Raw genomic sequence first — 16233 nt, forward strand, 5'->3', positions numbered from 1 at the left:
CATTAACCCCCGGCTCATTCCGCGCAGGCTAAGCTCCTGCAGATGCAGCGGACGCATCTTACGACGAGCGGGGAAGTACCTATGGCGCGACGGCGGGCCAGGACACTGGCAAGATGGCAAAATCATCTCACTTCCGCGCTGAACTGGCCCGGCGCTCTGGTCCTGTTGCCGACCCTGACCCTGGCCGTCTACATGGCTGCCGGCGAAACCGGGCTGATCTGGTTTTCGCTTTCCATGCCGGGGCTTTATCTGATTTTCGGACAGGGTGCCTTGCGGTTTCGGGCCTCTGATCCCGCGGTGCCGGGCATTCTGACCCGTCAGGCCTTTTCCGAGATCGTCAGCCAGACCCTGAAACAGGCCAATGCCGAAGACAGATTTGCCGTCATCTATGCCATCGCATTAAGTGAATTCGACGCGCTTGCAGACCGATACGGTCAGGCCGCCGCCGACACGGTTGTCCTGCGCACCTGTGAACGGCTGATCGCCACATTGCGCGATGTGGACAGTGTTGCGCAGCTGGGCGACGCCCGGTTCGGCATCTGCACGGCCCCGCTGCGCCATCTTGATCTGGAAACCTGCATTCAAATGGCGTCCCGCCTGCAGACCGCACTGGAAGAACCCGTGGCCATCAACGGCGTCAATATCTACGTCTCTGCCAGTGTCGGATTCTGCCAGCATACGCGCGCGCCCGACAGCGGTGGCGACGCCTGGATGCACGCCGCCCTCACCGCCCTGCGCGAAGCGCAACACCGGGGGCCTTCCGCGATCCGGGCATTTTCCGATCAGATGCGCATCGCCATCGAAACCCGCGAAGAGATCCGCGATGACGTGGTCAAGGCACTGGATTCCGGCCAGATCCAGCCCTGGTTTCAACCCCAGATCTCCACCGACACCGGAGAGATCACCGGGTTCGAGGCGCTGGCCCGCTGGCATCATCCGCAGCGGGGCATCCTGCTGCCCAAGGATTTCCTGCCCGCCATCGAAAGCGCCGGTCTGCTGGAACGGCTGACCGAGGTCATGATGTACCACACCTTTGCCGCGCTCAAGGCATGGGACGGTGCGGATGCGCATGTGCCCCAGGTCGGCGTGAATTTCACAAGTTCGGAACTGCGCAATCCCCGTCTGACCGACAAGGTGAGATGGGAGCTCGACCGGTTCGATCTGACCCCGGACCGGCTTGCCGTCGAAGTGCTTGAGACAGTGGTCGCCTGCACGCCGGATGACCTGATTACCCGCAATATCAACGCGCTGGGCGCGATGGGGTGCCGCATTGATCTGGATGATTTCGGCACCGGCCATGCGGCGATCACCTCGATCCGGCGGTTTTCGGTCAGCCGGATCAAGATCGACCGCTCCTTCGTGATGAAGGCCGACCGCGACCCGGAACAGCAACGCATGATCAGCGCGATCCTGACCATGGCCGAAAGGCTGGAGGTGGAGACCCTGGCGGAGGGCGTCGAAACCGTGGGCGAACACGTTCTGCTGGCGCAACTGGGTTGCGACCATGTGCAGGGCTATGGCATCGGGCGGCCCATGCCATTCGACCAGACCCTGGACTGGATCAGCCGCCATACCGCCAAACTGGCCGACACCCCCCGTTTCATGGATGGCAAGAGCGGCTGACCGCCTCGGGCGGCACGGGGCCCTGCCGCCCTGTCAAACCAGCCTGTGGGGCCTGCGTCGGATCATCGCGCAGACCGGAGGTTTTGCCCGAATCCGCTTGACCTCTGGGCCTCAACTCTGTTCAACCCACCCAGATCAAAAGCATCCCGAAGGTGGCGGTCCCCATGGACGAACAGAACAAGAATCTCATTCTCGCGACGGCACTCAGTTTCATCGTGATCCTTGCGTGGTTCGTCCTGTTTCCACCACCTGAACCGGACCCCGCGCTCGACAGCACGACACCGGCGACCCAGCAGACCGCTGACGGAACCGTGCCCGTGGCACCCGCCGATCCCGCAACCGCACCAATTTCGGGCGGGGACGACACCACATCGACCGTTTCGCTTGCCGATGCGCCACGCGTCAACATCGAGACACCGCGCCTGACCGGCTCCATCTCGCTGGTTGGCGGCCGGATCGACGATCTGAAACTCAAGGATTACCGCACCACGCTGGACGCCGATGCGCCCATCGTCACATTGCTGTCCCCCCAGGGCACGACAGACGCCTATTATGCCCTGCAAGGCTGGGCTGCCGGCACCGGCATCGACCCGACATCGGTCCCCGGCCCCGACACGGAATGGTCGCTTGCCGAAGGCGACACGCTTGGCGTCGATTCCCCGGTGACCCTGACCTGGGACAACGGCGCGGGCCAGGTCTTTACCCGCACCATCGCGGTGGATGACAACTACATGTTCACACTGGGCCAGGGGGTCACCAACAATGGCGAGGCCCCGATTTCCCTCGCCCCCTACGGCATGATCGTCCAGCACACCCAGCCCGATGATCTGCAGAAATTCTTCATCCTGCATGAAGGTGCCGTATCCATCGCCGATGGTGAATTGATCGAAACCGACTGGGACGACATCTCGGAAGCGGATGCAAACGCGAAATGGGGCCGCCAGGCCATCGTCAAGGAAGATGTGACCACGGGCTGGATCGGCTTTACCGACCACTTCTGGCAGGCGATCCTGATCCCCGATCAGGGCCAGCCCTTTGACGAGGCGCTGACCTATGACGCGCGTTCCGACGTCTATCGCGCCGTCACCCGCCAGCCCACCCAGACCGTGGCAGCGGGTGCCTCGGCCAGCATGAAAACCCAGTTGTTTGCCGGTGCAAAGGAATGGGCGATCCTGCGCGACTACGAAGCCGCCGGCGTGCCGAAATTCATCGACAGCATTGATTGGGGCTGGTTCTTTTTCCTGACCAAACCGATCTTCTGGCTGCTGCACGAGCTGAACAAGCTGATCGGCAACATGGGCATCGCGATCATCGGGCTGACCCTGCTGATCAAGGCGATCCTGTTCCCGCTGGCCTATAAATCCTACGTCTCCATGGCCAAGATGAAAGAGCTTCAGCCGCAGATGGAGAAGCTGAAAAAAGACGCGGGCGACGACCGCCAGAAAATGCAGCAGGGCATGATGGAGCTTTACCGCAAGGAAAAGGTGAATCCGGCCGCGGGCTGCCTGCCGATCCTGTTGCAGATTCCGATCTTCTTTTCGCTCTACAAGGTGATCTTTGTCACCATCGAGCTGCGCCATGCGGCGTTCTTCGGCCCCTTCCAGGACCTCAGCGCGCCTGACCCGACCTCGCTGTTCAACTTCTTCGGCCTGCTGCCCTGGGGCGCACCCGAGGCAGGCACGATCATGGCGCTGATCTTTATCGGTATCCTGCCGCTGCTGCTGGGCATCTCGATGTTCCTGCAACAAAAGCTGAACCCGGCGCCCACCGACCCCACGCAACAGATGATCTTTGCCTGGATGCCCTGGGTCTTCATGTTCATGCTGGGCAGTTTTGCAAGCGGGCTGGTGGTCTACTGGATCGCGAACAACACCATCACCTTTACCCAGCAATACCTGATCATGCGCAGTCAGGGCTACAAGCCTGACCTCATGGGGAACATCCTGGGGTCGTTCCGGCGCAAGCCAAAGCCGGACGCCAAGAAATGACAACGCTGGTTCAACTTTTCCGCCATCCTCTCAAGAGCCACGGCCGCGAAGAGTTGCAGAGCGTGACCCTGACCGCCGGGCAGGCGATGCCCTTCGACCGGCTCTGGGCCGTGGCGCATGACCACTCCAGGGCGGATGGGTCGGAATGGGCGCGATGCGTGAATTTCAGCATCGGCACCAAGGCCCCGAAACTGGCCGCGATCAATGCCGTGCTGGCGGAGGATGGCAAGACGCTGACCCTGTCGCATCCGGAACGGCCCGATCTGACCTTCCAGCCCGACAGCGAAGCTGCGCGGCTGATCGAATGGGTGCTGCCGCTGGTCCCGCAGGACCGCGCCCTGCCCGACCGGATTCTGCGCCTGGCGGAGCGTGGTTTCACCGACACCCCGTTCCCCTCGGTCAGCCTGTGCAACCTGGCGTCTCACCGGGCCGTCGCGGACAAGGCAGGCGTGGCGCTTTCCAATCTGCGCTGGCGTGGCAACATCTGGTTCGACACGGGCACCGCATGGGACGAATTCGACTGGATCGGCAAGGACGTGGCCATTGGCGGCGCGCTTTTGCGGGTGCGTGAACCGATCCGCCGCTGCCTGCATACCGCCGCCAACCCCGAAACCGGAGAACGCGACGTGGACACGCTGGGCATCCTCAATGCCTGGGACCACCAGGATTTCGGCGTCTACGCCGAGGTGATCCAGTCGGGCCAGGTGGCAATCGGCGATGCGATCGAGGTGAAATGATGCAGCTTCCCTTCCCCATCGCAGCAGAACCCGAACCGCAGACCCTGGAAACGGGCCGCCTGCTCTTTGCCGGGGAAACACTGTTTGTCAAAGGCGTGGTGGCGATGGATGGCCTGCCGCCCGCCGACCGGATGGAGGTCTGCTTTGCCGGGCGCTCCAACGTCGGCAAATCGACCCTGATCAACGCGCTGACCGGGACCAAGGCGCTGGCTCGCGCCTCCAACACGCCGGGCCGGACGCAGGAAATCAACTATTTCACAGCCGGTGACTCGCATTACCTCGTCGATCTGCCGGGCTATGGCTATGCCAATGCGCCGCTTCCGGTGGTCGAAAAATGGCAACGTCTGCTGAAACAATACCTCAGCGGCCGCCAGACCCTGCGCCGCGCCTTTGTGCTGATCGACGCACGCCATGGGGTGAAAAAGGTGGATGAGGAAATCCTCTCCCTGCTCGACAGTGCCGCCGTCACCTTTCAGGCGGTTCTGACCAAGGCCGACAAGGTCAAGGAAAAGGAACGCGAAAAGGTGCTGGATCAGGTCCGCGGCGCGCTGGCGAAACATCCCGCTGCCTATCCCGAAATCATCGTCACATCGTCGGAAAAGGGCTGGGGCATCCCCACGCTTCGTGCCATCATCGCGACGCTGGAATAATCCCGCCGCCGTTCCCGGAACCCAAGGCATGAGAAAACAAGACATGAACCGCGACTGGATCGCCACCGCCAAAACCCTCAGCCAGGCCCTGCCCTATATGCAGCGCTATGCCGATGCCACCGTCGTGATCAAGCTGGGCGGCCACGCCATGGGCAGTGACGAGGCGATGGATGAATTCGCCCGCGATGTCACCCTGATGCGGCAGGTCGGGGTCAACCCGGTGATCGTGCATGGTGGCGGGCCGATGATCAACGCCATGCTCAAGCGGCTGAACATCCAGTCCGAATTCGTCGACGGCCAAAGGGTCACCGACGAGGCGACGATGGAAGTTGTCGAAATGGTTCTCTCCGGCCTGGTGAATGCGCGCATCGTGCAGGCGATTTCCGAACAGGGCGGCCGCGCCGTGGGCCTGTCGGGCAAGGATTCCGGCCTGATCGTCTGCGAACACGAGGACCCGCGTCTGGGTCTGGTGGGCAGGCCGACCCGCGTGAACCCGCGCATCCTGCGCGACATGGCGGACAAGGGGATCATCCCGGTGATCGCGCCCCTGGGCATGGGCGACGGGGGCGAGACCTTCAACATCAACGGCGATACCGCCGCCGGGGCCATTGCCGCCGCGCTCAAGGCCGACCGGCTTTTGCTGCTGACCGATGTGGCCGGTGTCAAGAATGCCGAGGGTGAAGTGCTGACCGAGCTGACCGCGGCGCAGATCCGCGAAATGGTCGCCGATGGCACCATCGCCGGGGGCATGATCCCAAAGACCGTTACCGCCCTGGATGCGCTGGAGGGTGGCGTGCGTGCCGCCGTCATCCTGGACGGACGCGCACCCAACGCCTGCCTGCTGGAGCTTTTTACCGAACACGGTGCGGGCAGCATCATCCGGCAGGGATGACTTTCGCGGCGCTTCAGAAAAGCGCCCGCGCGCGTCACCTGAGCATCCTTGGCGGCTTTCACCCCGACGCCGGTGACGATGTCCCGCAAGCCTGCCGAACCATCCTGTTGCTTGGCCCCGATGAGCCTGCATTCTGGCCCGCGTACCAAGACAGCCCCGAGGCCCTGGACGGCGCCCCCGACCCGATGGACCGCTGGTCGCGCCGGGTGATCGGCGCCTGGGCGGAAACGCTTGGGGCGCAGGCGCTTTACCCTTTTGGCGGACCGCCCTTTCTGCCGTTCTACAGCTGGGCCCTGCGCAGCGGGCGGGTCCATGCCGCGCCGGTGCAATTCCTGGTCCATGACACGGCGGGGCTGATGGTCTCTTTCCGGGGTGCGCTGGCCCTGCAGGCGCATATAGACCTGCCCGACAGCCCGCCCTCGCCCTGCCAGACTTGCGCCGCAACGCCCTGCGTCACCGCCTGCCCCGTTGCCGCGCTGACGCCGGCGGGCTACGACGTACCGGCGTGCAAGGCATATCTGGATACGGCGGCCGGACAGGACTGTCTCACCGGGGGCTGCCGGGTGCGCAGGGCCTGCCCGGTCTCTCAGCGTTTTGGCCGCCTGCCTGCGCAATCCGAATATCACATGCGCCAATTCAAAGGGGCCTGACATGAAACGCCTGATCCTGATGCGCCACGCAAAATCCGACTGGTCGGGGGAAGCCCTGATCGACCACGACCGCACCCTGAACGACCGGGGCCGGGCGAATGCGCCCGCGCTTGGCAATTGGTTGCGGGATCAGGCCTTTGTGCCGGACGAGGTGTTATGTTCATCGGCGGTGCGGACACAGGAGACTCTGGCGGGATTGAACCTGCCCGGCGGGATCAAGACCACGATCACCCGCAAGCTCTACCTCGCATCGCTGGACCAGATCCTGAGCCTGTTGCAGCGGGCAACAGGCAATTCGGTACTGGTGCTGGGGCATAATCCCGGAGTCGGCATGTGTGCCGATGAAATCCTTGCCACCGCGCCGGATCATCCGCAGTTCATCGGCTTTCCAACCGGTGCGACGCTGGTCGCGGATTTCGATCAGGACATGTGGTCGCTCGTGGGCTGGGGCAAGGGCCATCCCGCCGCCTTTGTCGTGCCACGCGACCTTTCGCACTAAGGGCGCACCGCCTTACACTTGAACCGCCGATACCCTGCCGCGCTTCGCGCTCTCGGGACATCGGCGATACTGAGAGTATCAGGTTAAAGGCGGGACGCTGTAAGGGCGCCTGCTGATCGCAGACGCCCTTTGAAGCATCATGCAGGTCGGGCGGCTGCCCTTCCCGTGGTCAATGACCGAGGATCTGGCTCAGGAACAACTGGGTCCGCGGCGATTGCGGGTTGTTGAAGAACTCTTCCGGTTCGTTCTGTTCGACGATCTGGCCCTGATCCATGAAGATCACCCGGTTCGCCACCTGACGGGCAAAGCCCATCTCATGTGTCACGCAGAGCATGGTCATGCCTTCTTCGGCAAGCTCGATCATCGTGTCGAGAACCTCCTTGATCATCTCGGGGTCCAGCGCCGATGTGGGCTCATCAAACAGCATGATGCGCGGACGCATGCACAGGCTGCGGGCGATGGCCACACGCTGTTGCTGACCACCCGAAAGCTGGCCGGGGTATTTGTCGGCCTGATCGGGGATCTTCACCTTTTCCAGGAAATGCATCGCCGTCTCTTCGGCTTCCTTCTTGGGCGTCTTGCGTACCCAGATCGGGGCCAGCGTGCAGTTTTCCAGGATGGTCAGATGCGGGAACAGGTTGAAGTGCTGAAAGCACATGCCAACCTCGGACCGGATCTTGTCGATGTTCTTGAGGTCCGAGGACAGCACGGTGCCGTCCACTTCGATCCGGCCCTTCTGATGCTCCTCCAGCGCGTTGATGCAGCGGATCAACGTCGATTTGCCGGACCCCGATGGGCCGCAGATCACGATCCGCTCACCGCGATAGACCGTCAGGTCGATGTCGCGCAGCACATGGAAGGTGCCGTACCATTTGTTCATGTTCTGGATCGAGATCGCGATCTCGTCCGATACTTTCATTTGTGTTGCAGTGGCCATGTGTCAGCCCTTTCTTAACGATGATCTGTCGCAAGGCGGCGTTCCAGCCACTGCGAATATTGTGAAATGCCGTAGCAAACGACAAAGAAGAGGATCGAGGCGAACATCAGAAGTTCCCAATAGACCCCGTTCCAGTCCGTCGAGGCCAGGATCGGCCCCCGGATCATGCCCACGATGTCAAACAGCGAGATGACCGAGACCAGCGTGGTGTCCTTGAACAGGCCCACCGCGATGTTCACGATGCCGGGGATGGATATCTTGAGCGCCTGCGGCAGGATGATCAGGCGAATGGCCTGCGCATAATCCAGCCCCAGCGAATCCGCCGCCTCGTTCTGCCCCTTGGGCAGGGCAGCCAGACCGCCCCGGATCACCTCGGCGATATAGGCCGAGGAGAACATGGTGATCATGATCACCACCCGCAGGAACAGGTCCACGGTGGATTCCGGCGGAAAGAAATAGGCCAGCATCACGCTTGCCACGAACAGCAAGGTGATCAGCGGCACGCCGCGGATGAACTCGATGAAGACAACGCAGATGCCCTTGATCAGCGGCAGGTTCGACTGACGCCCCAGCGCCAGCGCGATGCCGATGGGCAGGGACAGCGACACGCAGGTCACGCCCAGCATCAGGTTCAGCATGAAGCCGCCGAGGTCCCTGCTGGGGATCGGTTCCAGCATGGCACTGGCCGATGCGCCTGCCGGGATCAGGTAGCCACCGATTGCCCAGACCAGAACCGCCGCGGCGATCCCGCCCAGAAATCCCTGGGCAAAGCTGGTTTTGACGAACCGTGCATAGACGAGGTAGCCCACGATGAAGCCCAGCAGCGCCACCAGCGGCGCAAGGATGGTGCCGCCCCAGATCAGCCAATAGGCGATGAAGGGATAGAGCCCGGTAAAGATCAGCAGCTTGCGCGGCAGGTCAAAGAACAACACAGGTGCCGCGGCAAAGAACAGCATCAGCAGCGCCAGGTTGGGCCGCCAATAGAGCTCGGACGGATACTTGAAGCCATAAAGCAACTGGTGCCACCGCTCCGTCAGCACGGAGAAACAGGCAGCGGACCGGCCATCGAGAACCTCGCGGCAGGCGGCCAGGCTGTTGGTGTTCCAGACACCACCCAGGATCCAGGGCAGGGTCGAGGACAGGACCAGCCAGATCACGTAAAGTGCAGCGACCGTGAGCAGCGCATTGGCCCAGGTGGGAAACAGGTTGTCCCGCACCCATTTGATCGGCCCTGCCGCAGTCGAGGGCGGTGCTGAGGGCGGAATGGCTGTTTCGCGGACGAAAGCGACGGATTGTGCATGTGTGTCCGACATCTCAGCGCTCCTTCAGCTTGTTGGCATTGTTGTAGACGTTCATGAACGCCGAGATCAGAAGCGAGATCGTGAGATAGAACAGCATCAGCAACAGGACACATTCGATGGCCCGGCCCGTCTGGTTCAGCGTGATGCCGCCCAGCGTCGCCGTCACATCGGCATAGCCCACGGCAATCGCCAGCGATGAGTTCTTGGTGATGTTGAGATATTGCGAAATCAGCGGCGGGATGATCACCCGCAGCGCCTGTGGCAGGACCACCAGGTTCATCACCCGTCCGGGGCGCAGGCCCAGGGCCGCGGCGGCCTCTGTCTGGCCCTTGGACACGGCCTGGATGCCCGCGCGCACGTTTTCCGCGATGAAGGCACCGGTATAGATCGACAGGGCGAACCAGAGCGCGATCAGCGGTGCACCGATCTTGATCCCGCCGCCAAAGTTGAAGCCCCGCAGTTCCGGATAGTCCAGGCTGATGGGGGACCCCATGATGAAATAGGCAAGGATTGCGGGCAGCAGCAATATCCCGACCGAAGGCCAGAACATCGGCAACAGTTTGCCCGTGTCGTACAGCAGCTTCGTCGCATAGCGACGATAGGCAAAGACCCCGATGATGGACAGGATAAAGACAACGACAACCACCAGGGACCCTGCCCCCCAGACCGGCGCGGGCACATAGACACCGCGGTTGGTAAAGGCGAAGGCGCCCAACAACATCGAAGACGCCGGATCCTCGCCCCGGAAGGCGCTGGGTGCAGGCATCGAGGCGGTCATCACGGTAAAGATGATGATGATCCAGATCAGCACGGGAATGTTGCGGAAGATCTCCACGTAGACTGCCATCAGCTTGCGCACCAGCCAGTTCGGCGACAGGCGCAGGACGCCGGCCAGCACGCCAAAGACCGTCGCGGTCACACAGGCCAGGAATGCAACCAGCAGCGTGTTGAGAATGCCGACGACAGCCGCTCTGAGGTGCGTGGACCGGCTGCTGTATTCGATCAGCGTCTGGTTGATATCATAGTTCGAGGCGCTGCCGAGAAACCCGTAGGAGATGTTCAGCCCTGCAGCCCGCAGGTTCTGGATCAGGTTGTTGCCGAGATAAACAATCGCAAGCGCCAGCAGCAGGGCCGCGATGGCCTGCATTGTCAGCGACCGATAGCGTGTATCGTTCAACAGCATAGAGAGCCGGAACGACTCCTTCGGAGGGTCGGTGAGTGTTGTCATCAGATTTTTCCCTGTGTCCCATGCCTTGATTTTTTTCACTGTGCCTTTGTGGCACATGCGGCAGGGTCATTATTGGTCGCAGGCACCGCATCGCGCTGATTTGGTGCCATCAGGTGCGAAGGGCGCGGAATGTTCCGCGCCCTCCGGCAGTTCTGTTTAGCGGAACGGCGGGCTGTAGAGCAGGCCACCGTCTGTCCACTGGGCGTTCAGCCCGCGTGCCAGGCCGATGGGTGTGTCTTCGCCGATGTTCTTGGCAAAGATCTCGCCGTAGTTGCCCTGGGTTTCGATGGCGCGCTTGGCCCAATCTGCGTCCAGGCCCAGCATGGCGCCCAGTTCCCCTTCGGTGCCCAGCAGGCGCGCGATTTCGGGGTTGTTGGTCGAGGAAGCCATTTCACCGACGTTTGCAGAGGAGACGCCCAGTTCTTCGGCTGCGATCAGCGCGTTCAGGGTCCAGCGGACCACATCGCCCCATTCGCTGTCGCCGTGACGGACCAGCGGGCCCAGCGGCTCTTTCGAGACGATTTCAGGCAGCAGGACGTGATCGCCCGGGTTTTCGAAGGCGGCACGTGTCGCCGCGAGGCCGGAGGCGTCTGTTGTGTAGACGTCGCAGGCACCGGCGAGGTACTGCTGCTGCGCTTCGGCGTTGGTTTCGATCGGCACCGGCTCATAGCTGATGTTGTTCACGCGGAAGAAGTCCGCGAGGTTCAGCTCGGTGGTTGTACCAGTCTGGATGCAGACGGTCGCGCCGTCCAGATCCTTGGCCGAGGATACGCCCAGCGCCTTGGGCACCATGAAGCCCTGACCGTCGTAGTAGTTGACGCCGATAAAGTCGAATTTCAGGTCGACATCGCGCGAGAAGGTCCATGTGGTGTTACGGGCCAGCACGTCGATTTCGCCGGATGCCAGCGCGGTAAAGCGTGTCTTGCCGGTTGTCGGGACGAATTCGACAGCTGTCGCATCCCCCAGAACGGCAGCGGCGACAGCGCGGCATACCGCAACGTCAAAGCCTTTCCATTCACCGTTGGCGTCCGGTGCCGCGAAACCGATCAGACCGGTTGTCACGCCACAGTTGAGTTTGCCGCGTGCCTTGACATCGTCAAGCGTAGCTGCGCCGGCAGCGCCGGCAGCCAGACCCGCAACGGTCAACGCACCAAAAATCATAGATTTGTTCATTTTTACCTCTTCCTGATAATCCGCCACGTTTTGGACGGTTGATCCGACAATTCGATGCCGGAGGCGATACTGTGCAGGAGTTCCCATGCTCAGTGTAGGCTAATGTGCTCGGATTCCCGCAAAAAGGTCAAGGGTTAGCCCCCGGGTTTTCGACCGATTGACACGAATGCGGTCTCAGAACGCTCTGCATTGACGCTAATCGGCCTGACTCAGGGCAAACATCCGGCTGGCATGCAAAAAGGCCGCTTTCTTGACTTCCGCCAGCGCTTCGGCGGCATCGTCGCGGCCCCATTGTTCTGCCTGCCATGCCTCGTCAAGCCGTGAAATGTCCCACAGGACCTCTGTATCACGCGCGCCCAGGGTTGCGGCGAAGCCCAGGACAAGGGACCCAGAAAGGCTGACCAGATCGTGAAAGGCGGCCAGTTCGAAATTGTTCAAGGCATGGGTGCGGGCGCGCAGGGTGTCCAGGGTGGCGGGGTCCTGCGGCTTGTGCATGATGCCGGTGCGGGGCTCCAGCCGCGCACCCAGCACTTCGGCAGCCCAATCCAGCATCGGGTCCCAATGTGCCGCCTGCCGCGCCACCAGTTCCTCCGGCGCTTCGGCACGGTAGCACAGAAGATCGGCATCGCCATAGTCGGCCAGCATGTCCGCCACTTCGGCGTGCTGCGCCGCAACCTTGTCGATCGCCGAATTCGCGGTCTTGGTGACCGGCATCAGGTTCGGGTTGATCACCCCCTCTTGCGCGTCCCATTCGGCGGCGACAGCCCTGGCCATCTCTTCGGTGGGCAGGAACAGCGGCTGCTTCGCCGGTGTCTTGACCGGCCTGCCGTCCAGTTCGACCGCAAATCCGCTTGCGGCGGGCACAACTGCCGCCTGTTTCCAGAATCTCTTGGCTTTCCAGTCGCTCACGCGGCTACCCCCCAGATCAGGTCCAGCGCAGCGGGCAGGGCATCGAAACTGTCGATCACCTGACCCGCGCGGGTCAGGCGCTGGCGGTCATGGTAACCCCAGCCAACGCCGACCCCCGCAATCCCTGCGGCATGGGCCATGTCCATGTCAAAACTCGTATCGCCCACCATCACAGCCCGCTCCGCGGCGATCCCCGTCTCGGACAGGGCGGCCAGCAGCATGGAAGGATGCGGTTTGGAGGGGTGGAAATCGGCGCATTGCAGGGTCTGGAACATGCCCTCCAGCCCGTGCCCCTCGATCAGCTTGTCCAGCCCCCGCTTGGATTTGCCGGTGGCAATGCCCAGCAGCACATCATCCCTGTCGTGCAGCAATTGCAGGGCCGCCAGAGCACCGGGGTAAAGCGGCGAAGACTGCGCCACGCCTGCTGTCGCCCGCAAATCCATGTAAGCGGCCTTGTAGGCCCCGACCATGCGCTCATGATCAACGGCTTCCAATGCCGGTACAAGCCGGGCCATCGCCACATCCAGCGAAAGCCCGACGATCCCCAGAAGCTCTGCCCGTTGCGGCAAGGGCTGGCCTACAGCCTCGAATGCCGCCGCCATGGCCGCCAGGATATCGCCCTGACTGTCGACCAAAGTGCCGTCCACGTCGAAAATCACCAGGCTGAGGGGCGCGTCGCTCATCCCCAGCCTTCCTCGAACGGATCGTCCGGCACATCGGCGGGGGACCACTGGAACGTCTCCCAGGTGCGGGCCATATGATCGGGCAAGGGGGCCACCAGTTTCAGGACCGCCCTGGTCACCGGATGCTCCACCGTCAGGCTGCGCGCATGCAGGTGCAGCTTCTTGGAGATATCGCCCCCCAGTTGCGCGCCCCAGCCGTCGCCGGGGTTGTCCTGGCCCGAGCCGCCGTATTTGCCGTCGCCCACGATGGGATGCCCGATCTCGGCCATATGTGCCCGCAGCTGATGGGTGCGGCCCGTCACCGGGATCAGCGCGGCCCAGCAGGTGCGGCTGCCCGCCTGCGCCAGAACCGCGTAATCGGTGGTGGCCCGCTTGGCCCCTTCGGTGCTGTCGATGTCGGCGGGATGCACCGCGATCATCTTTTCGCCTTCACCGCGCGCCCCGTGACCGCCTGCCTTGACCAGCCCGAACTTGATCTGTCCGTTCTTGGGATGCGGCACACCCGCGATGGCCGCCCAATAGATCTTGCGCGTCTCGCGGTGCCGGAAATTTGCCGTCAGCGCCTGTGCCACCGACCGGGTGCGCGCCATGATCAGAACACCGGATGTGTCCTTGTCCAGCCGATGCACCAGACGCGGCTTTTCATCCAGATCGAACATCAGCGCCTCGGCCAGCGCATCCACATGCCTGTCAGACTGGCCAGAGCCGCCCTGCACCGGCAGGCCCGGCGGTTTGTTCAGCGCGATCACATGATCATCGCGGTAGATCACGCAGGAGCGGATGAACTTGGCATCCGCATCCGTCACGCGGGTCCGCTTGGGCGGCGGCGGGGCGTCGCTGTCCGGCAAGGGCGGGATGCGCACCTGCTGGCCGACTTCAAGGCGCGTCGCCCCCTTGACGCGGCCGCCATCGACACGGATCTCCCCCTTGCGGCACATCTTGTCGATGCGGCCCTGAGATATCTGCGGAAATTGCCGTTTGAACCAGCGATCCAGGCGCTGATCGCCGTCGCCTTCCTGCACGGTCAATGTCTGTACCTTGCTCATCCCAGGATCCCCCGCGAGGCCCAGAGCCCCAGCATCAATGCCGCCACGGACAATCCGACGGAGGCGCATACATAAAGCCCGGCCTGCCCATAGGCCTGGCGTTCGATCAGGGTGACCGTTTCCAGCGAAAAGGCGGAAAAGGTGGTAAATCCCCCCAGAAGCCCGGTCATCACGAAGGGGCTGTAATGGGTCAACCCCTTGTGCGCGGCAAACACCACGAAGGCCCCCATCAGGAAGGACCCGACGACGTTCACCGTTATGATGGCGAGCGGAAAGTCCTGCGGGCCGGTCAGCCGCAGCATCGCGACACCGGACAGGAACCGCAGCGCGGCACCGATGGCACCGCCGAGCGCAACAAGAGACAAGGTTGAAATCATGCGGCGTCTGTCACGGTTTGCGTGGCGATTGTCAAGAATTCACGCCCCTGCCCGGCATTTGCAGGCAATTGAGACCCTTTTTCCTGACAATCCGCGCCGGTCTTTGCCAGCCCGCGTCAGCCAACGCCAGACTGTGTCGCGATCACTCAGCGCCCTGCAGCACCGGAATCCTACGGATTTCCGAAAGTGACATGTCTTCCCTGCTGCCACGGCACCGGCATCGGGTTACTCCGCGCCACCCCGCTTGCTCCTCAGCTTCGCGAAATACTCCAGCCGCTTTTTCAACTCCCGCTCGAAGCCCCGCTCAACCGGGGCATAAAGCGCCTGTCGCGCCACCCCTTCGGGAAAGTAATCCTGCCCTGAAAACCCGTCTTCGGCATCATGGTCATAGGCATAGCCATCGCCGTAGCCCTGTTCCTTCATCATCTTCGTGGGCGCGTTCAGGATATGTTTGGGCGGCGGGGCCGATCCGGTTTCCTTCGCCGCACGCCGTGCGCCCTTGTAGGCCACATAGGCCGCATTCGACTTGGGCGCGAGCGCCAGATAGGTCACCGCCTGCGCCAGCGCCAGCTCGCCCTCCGGGCTGCCAAGACGCTCGAACGTCTCCCAGGATTGCAGGCAGACCGCCTGCGCCTGGGGATCGGCCAGCCCGATGTCCTCCACCGCCATGCGGGTGATCCGCCGTGCGAGGTAACGCGGGTCCTCGCCGCCTTCCAGCATCCGCGCAAACCAATAGAGCGCCGCATCCGGGTCCGACCCGCGCACCGATTTATGCAGCGCCGAGATCAGGTTGTAATGGGAATCGCCGCTCTTGTCGTATTGCGCCGCCCGCCGCATCAGCCGCGCCGCCAGCGATGCCTTGTCCAGCTTGCCCTCGACCTTCCAGGCCACCAGCTGCTCGATCAGGTTCAGCAGCGCCCGCCCGTCGCCATCCGCCATCTCCAGCAGCGCCATACGGGCATCTGGCTGCAGGGGCAGATCCACCCCCAGCTCCTGCTCGGCCCGCCGGGCCATCAGCTCCAGATCGTCAACCGTCAGCCGCTCCAGCACCAGCACCTGCGCGCGGGACAGCACCGCCGCGTTCAGCTCGAAACTGGGGTTCTCGGTGGTCGCCCCCACCAACAGAATCGTGCCATCCTCCATATGCGGCAGGAACCCGTCCTGCTGCGCCTTGTTGAAACGATGGATCTCGTCGACAAACAGCAAGGTCCCCTGCCCCTGCCGCCGCCGCAGCTTGGCCGCGTCAAAGACCTTGCGCAGCTCCGGCACGCCGCTGAAAATAGCGCTGATCTGCACAAAATGCAGCTCCGTCTCATCCGCCAGCAGACGCGCGATGGTGGTCTTGCCCACCCCCGGAGGCCCCCAGAAAATCAGCGAGGACAGCGCCCCCGACCCCAGCATCACCGTCAGCGGCGCATCCGGCCCCAGAATCTTGCGCTGGCCGATGACTTCGGAAATGGCGCGCGGCCGCAGCCGGTCGGCCAGCGGGCGATGCCCGCCGCCTTCCTCTGCATCCCCGGTATCGAAGAGATCTGCCACC

At 62.9% G+C, this 16233-nt stretch carries 16 protein-coding genes; 7 read left to right on the forward strand and 9 right to left on the reverse strand.

The genetic code is table 11. The features are described from left to right. The first annotated feature begins 81 nt into the window (after nucleotides 1-81). The 7 genes from PVW51_RS15310 (at nucleotide 82) to PVW51_RS15340 (ending at nucleotide 7039) form a co-directional block, all read left to right on the forward strand. Nucleotides 82-1623, forward strand: coding sequence for a putative bifunctional diguanylate cyclase/phosphodiesterase (locus PVW51_RS15310; RefSeq protein ID WP_274575915.1), 1542 nt, complete (start codon nucleotides 82-84; stop codon nucleotides 1621-1623). A gap of 164 nt (nucleotides 1624-1787) precedes the next feature. Further along, nucleotides 1788-3611 (forward strand): membrane protein insertase YidC, encoded by a 1824-nt coding sequence (gene yidC / locus PVW51_RS15315; protein WP_274575916.1) that lies wholly within the window; start codon nucleotides 1788-1790, stop codon nucleotides 3609-3611. Then, on the forward strand, nucleotides 3608-4348 hold the full coding sequence (locus tag PVW51_RS15320) for an MOSC domain-containing protein (RefSeq protein WP_274575917.1): 741 nt from the start codon (nucleotides 3608-3610) through the stop codon (nucleotides 4346-4348). Before yidC ends, PVW51_RS15320 begins: the two co-directional genes overlap by 4 nt. Then, nucleotides 4348-4998: a ribosome biogenesis GTP-binding protein YihA/YsxC gene (gene yihA, locus PVW51_RS15325; RefSeq protein WP_274575918.1), complete on the forward strand. Its 651-nt coding sequence runs from the start codon at nucleotides 4348-4350 to the stop codon at nucleotides 4996-4998. Before PVW51_RS15320 ends, yihA begins: the two co-directional genes overlap by 1 nt. 28 nt (nucleotides 4999-5026) lie before the next feature. Next, entirely contained in the window at nucleotides 5027-5890 is an 864-nt protein-coding gene (gene argB / locus PVW51_RS15330; RefSeq protein ID WP_205388138.1) for an acetylglutamate kinase, read from the forward strand. Continuing rightward, complete coding sequence (locus PVW51_RS15335; protein WP_274575920.1) at nucleotides 5887-6540, forward strand: ferredoxin; 654 nt, start codon at nucleotides 5887-5889, stop codon at nucleotides 6538-6540. Before argB ends, PVW51_RS15335 begins: the two co-directional genes overlap by 4 nt. Before the next feature lies 1 nt (nucleotide 6541). Beyond that, the gene (locus PVW51_RS15340) at nucleotides 6542-7039 is read left to right on the forward strand and encodes a SixA phosphatase family protein (protein ID WP_274575921.1); all 498 of its coding nucleotides are present in this window, start codon (nucleotides 6542-6544) and stop codon (nucleotides 7037-7039) included. A 169-nt stretch (nucleotides 7040-7208) separates the two neighbouring features. Here PVW51_RS15340 and PVW51_RS15345 read toward each other — a convergent pair whose 3' ends face one another. The 9 genes from PVW51_RS15345 to PVW51_RS15385 all read right to left on the reverse strand — a co-directional run bounded on the left by PVW51_RS15345 (nucleotide 7209) and on the right by PVW51_RS15385 (nucleotide 16232). Continuing rightward, nucleotides 7209-7976 carry an amino acid ABC transporter ATP-binding protein gene (locus tag PVW51_RS15345; protein WP_269365875.1) on the reverse strand — a complete coding sequence of 256 codons (768 nt, stop codon included), beginning with the start codon at nucleotides 7974-7976 and terminating at the stop codon, nucleotides 7209-7211. Nucleotides 7977-7990: 14 nt separating this feature from the next. Beyond that, nucleotides 7991-9289: an amino acid ABC transporter permease gene (locus PVW51_RS15350; RefSeq protein ID WP_269365874.1), complete on the reverse strand. Its 1299-nt coding sequence runs from the start codon at nucleotides 9287-9289 to the stop codon at nucleotides 7991-7993. Nucleotide 9290: 1 nt separating this feature from the next. Next, nucleotides 9291-10505 carry an amino acid ABC transporter permease gene (locus tag PVW51_RS15355; RefSeq protein WP_274575923.1) on the reverse strand — a complete coding sequence of 405 codons (1215 nt, stop codon included), beginning with the start codon at nucleotides 10503-10505 and terminating at the stop codon, nucleotides 9291-9293. Between the two features lie 156 nt (nucleotides 10506-10661). Further along, a complete protein-coding gene (locus PVW51_RS15360; protein WP_269365872.1) occupies nucleotides 10662-11678 on the reverse strand; it encodes an amino acid ABC transporter substrate-binding protein in 1017 nt (338 codons plus the stop codon). Between the two features lie 195 nt (nucleotides 11679-11873). Continuing rightward, complete coding sequence (locus PVW51_RS15365) at nucleotides 11874-12587, reverse strand: ATP12 family chaperone protein (protein WP_274575924.1); 714 nt, start codon at nucleotides 12585-12587, stop codon at nucleotides 11874-11876. Then, nucleotides 12584-13270, reverse strand: a complete 687-nt coding sequence (locus PVW51_RS15370; protein WP_274575925.1) for an HAD-IA family hydrolase — start codon at nucleotides 13268-13270, stop codon at nucleotides 12584-12586. Before PVW51_RS15370 ends, PVW51_RS15365 begins: the two co-directional genes overlap by 4 nt. Then, the gene (locus PVW51_RS15375) at nucleotides 13267-14316 is read right to left on the reverse strand and encodes an RluA family pseudouridine synthase (RefSeq protein WP_274575926.1); all 1050 of its coding nucleotides are present in this window, start codon (nucleotides 14314-14316) and stop codon (nucleotides 13267-13269) included. Before PVW51_RS15375 ends, PVW51_RS15370 begins: the two co-directional genes overlap by 4 nt. Continuing rightward, nucleotides 14313-14693, reverse strand: a complete 381-nt coding sequence (gene crcB, locus PVW51_RS15380; RefSeq protein WP_114273595.1) for a fluoride efflux transporter CrcB — start codon at nucleotides 14691-14693, stop codon at nucleotides 14313-14315. The genes PVW51_RS15375 and crcB overlap by 4 nt, the downstream gene beginning before the upstream one ends. Nucleotides 14694-14918: 225 nt before the next feature. Then, nucleotides 14919-16232 carry a replication-associated recombination protein A gene (locus tag PVW51_RS15385; protein WP_269365866.1) on the reverse strand — a complete coding sequence of 438 codons (1314 nt, stop codon included), beginning with the start codon at nucleotides 16230-16232 and terminating at the stop codon, nucleotides 14919-14921. Between the last annotated feature and the right edge of the window lies 1 nt (nucleotide 16233).

The organism is Sulfitobacter sp. PR48 (assembly GCF_028807335.1).
In the GTDB taxonomy this organism is placed as follows: Bacteria; Pseudomonadota; Alphaproteobacteria; order Rhodobacterales; family Rhodobacteraceae; genus Sulfitobacter.

What these genes read in the sequence shown, in the direction of transcription:
- PVW51_RS15310 (WP_274575915.1), top strand. Translation starts at nt 82, where the DNA reads ATGGCGCGACGGCGGGCCAGGACACTGGCAAGATGGCAAAATCATCTC.
- yidC (WP_274575916.1), top strand. Translation starts at nt 1,788, where the DNA reads ATGGACGAACAGAACAAGAATCTCATTCTCGCGACGGCACTCAGTTTC.
- PVW51_RS15320 (WP_274575917.1), top strand. Translation starts at nt 3,608, where the DNA reads ATGACAACGCTGGTTCAACTTTTCCGCCATCCTCTCAAGAGCCACGGC.
- yihA (WP_274575918.1), top strand. Translation starts at nt 4,348, where the DNA reads ATGCAGCTTCCCTTCCCCATCGCAGCAGAACCCGAACCGCAGACCCTG.
- argB (WP_205388138.1), top strand. Translation starts at nt 5,027, where the DNA reads ATGAGAAAACAAGACATGAACCGCGACTGGATCGCCACCGCCAAAACC.
- PVW51_RS15335 (WP_274575920.1), top strand. Translation starts at nt 5,887, where the DNA reads ATGACTTTCGCGGCGCTTCAGAAAAGCGCCCGCGCGCGTCACCTGAGC.
- PVW51_RS15340 (WP_274575921.1), top strand. Translation starts at nt 6,542, where the DNA reads ATGAAACGCCTGATCCTGATGCGCCACGCAAAATCCGACTGGTCGGGG.
- PVW51_RS15345 (WP_269365875.1), bottom strand. Translation starts at nt 7,976, where the DNA reads ATGGCCACTGCAACACAAATGAAAGTATCGGACGAGATCGCGATCTCG.
- PVW51_RS15350 (WP_269365874.1), bottom strand. Translation starts at nt 9,289, where the DNA reads ATGTCGGACACACATGCACAATCCGTCGCTTTCGTCCGCGAAACAGCC.
- PVW51_RS15355 (WP_274575923.1), bottom strand. Translation starts at nt 10,505, where the DNA reads ATGACAACACTCACCGACCCTCCGAAGGAGTCGTTCCGGCTCTCTATG.
- PVW51_RS15360 (WP_269365872.1), bottom strand. Translation starts at nt 11,678, where the DNA reads ATGAACAAATCTATGATTTTTGGTGCGTTGACCGTTGCGGGTCTGGCT.
- PVW51_RS15370 (WP_274575925.1), bottom strand. Translation starts at nt 13,270, where the DNA reads ATGAGCGACGCGCCCCTCAGCCTGGTGATTTTCGACGTGGACGGCACT.
- PVW51_RS15375 (WP_274575926.1), bottom strand. Translation starts at nt 14,316, where the DNA reads ATGAGCAAGGTACAGACATTGACCGTGCAGGAAGGCGACGGCGATCAG.
- crcB (WP_114273595.1), bottom strand. Translation starts at nt 14,693, where the DNA reads ATGATTTCAACCTTGTCTCTTGTTGCGCTCGGCGGTGCCATCGGTGCC.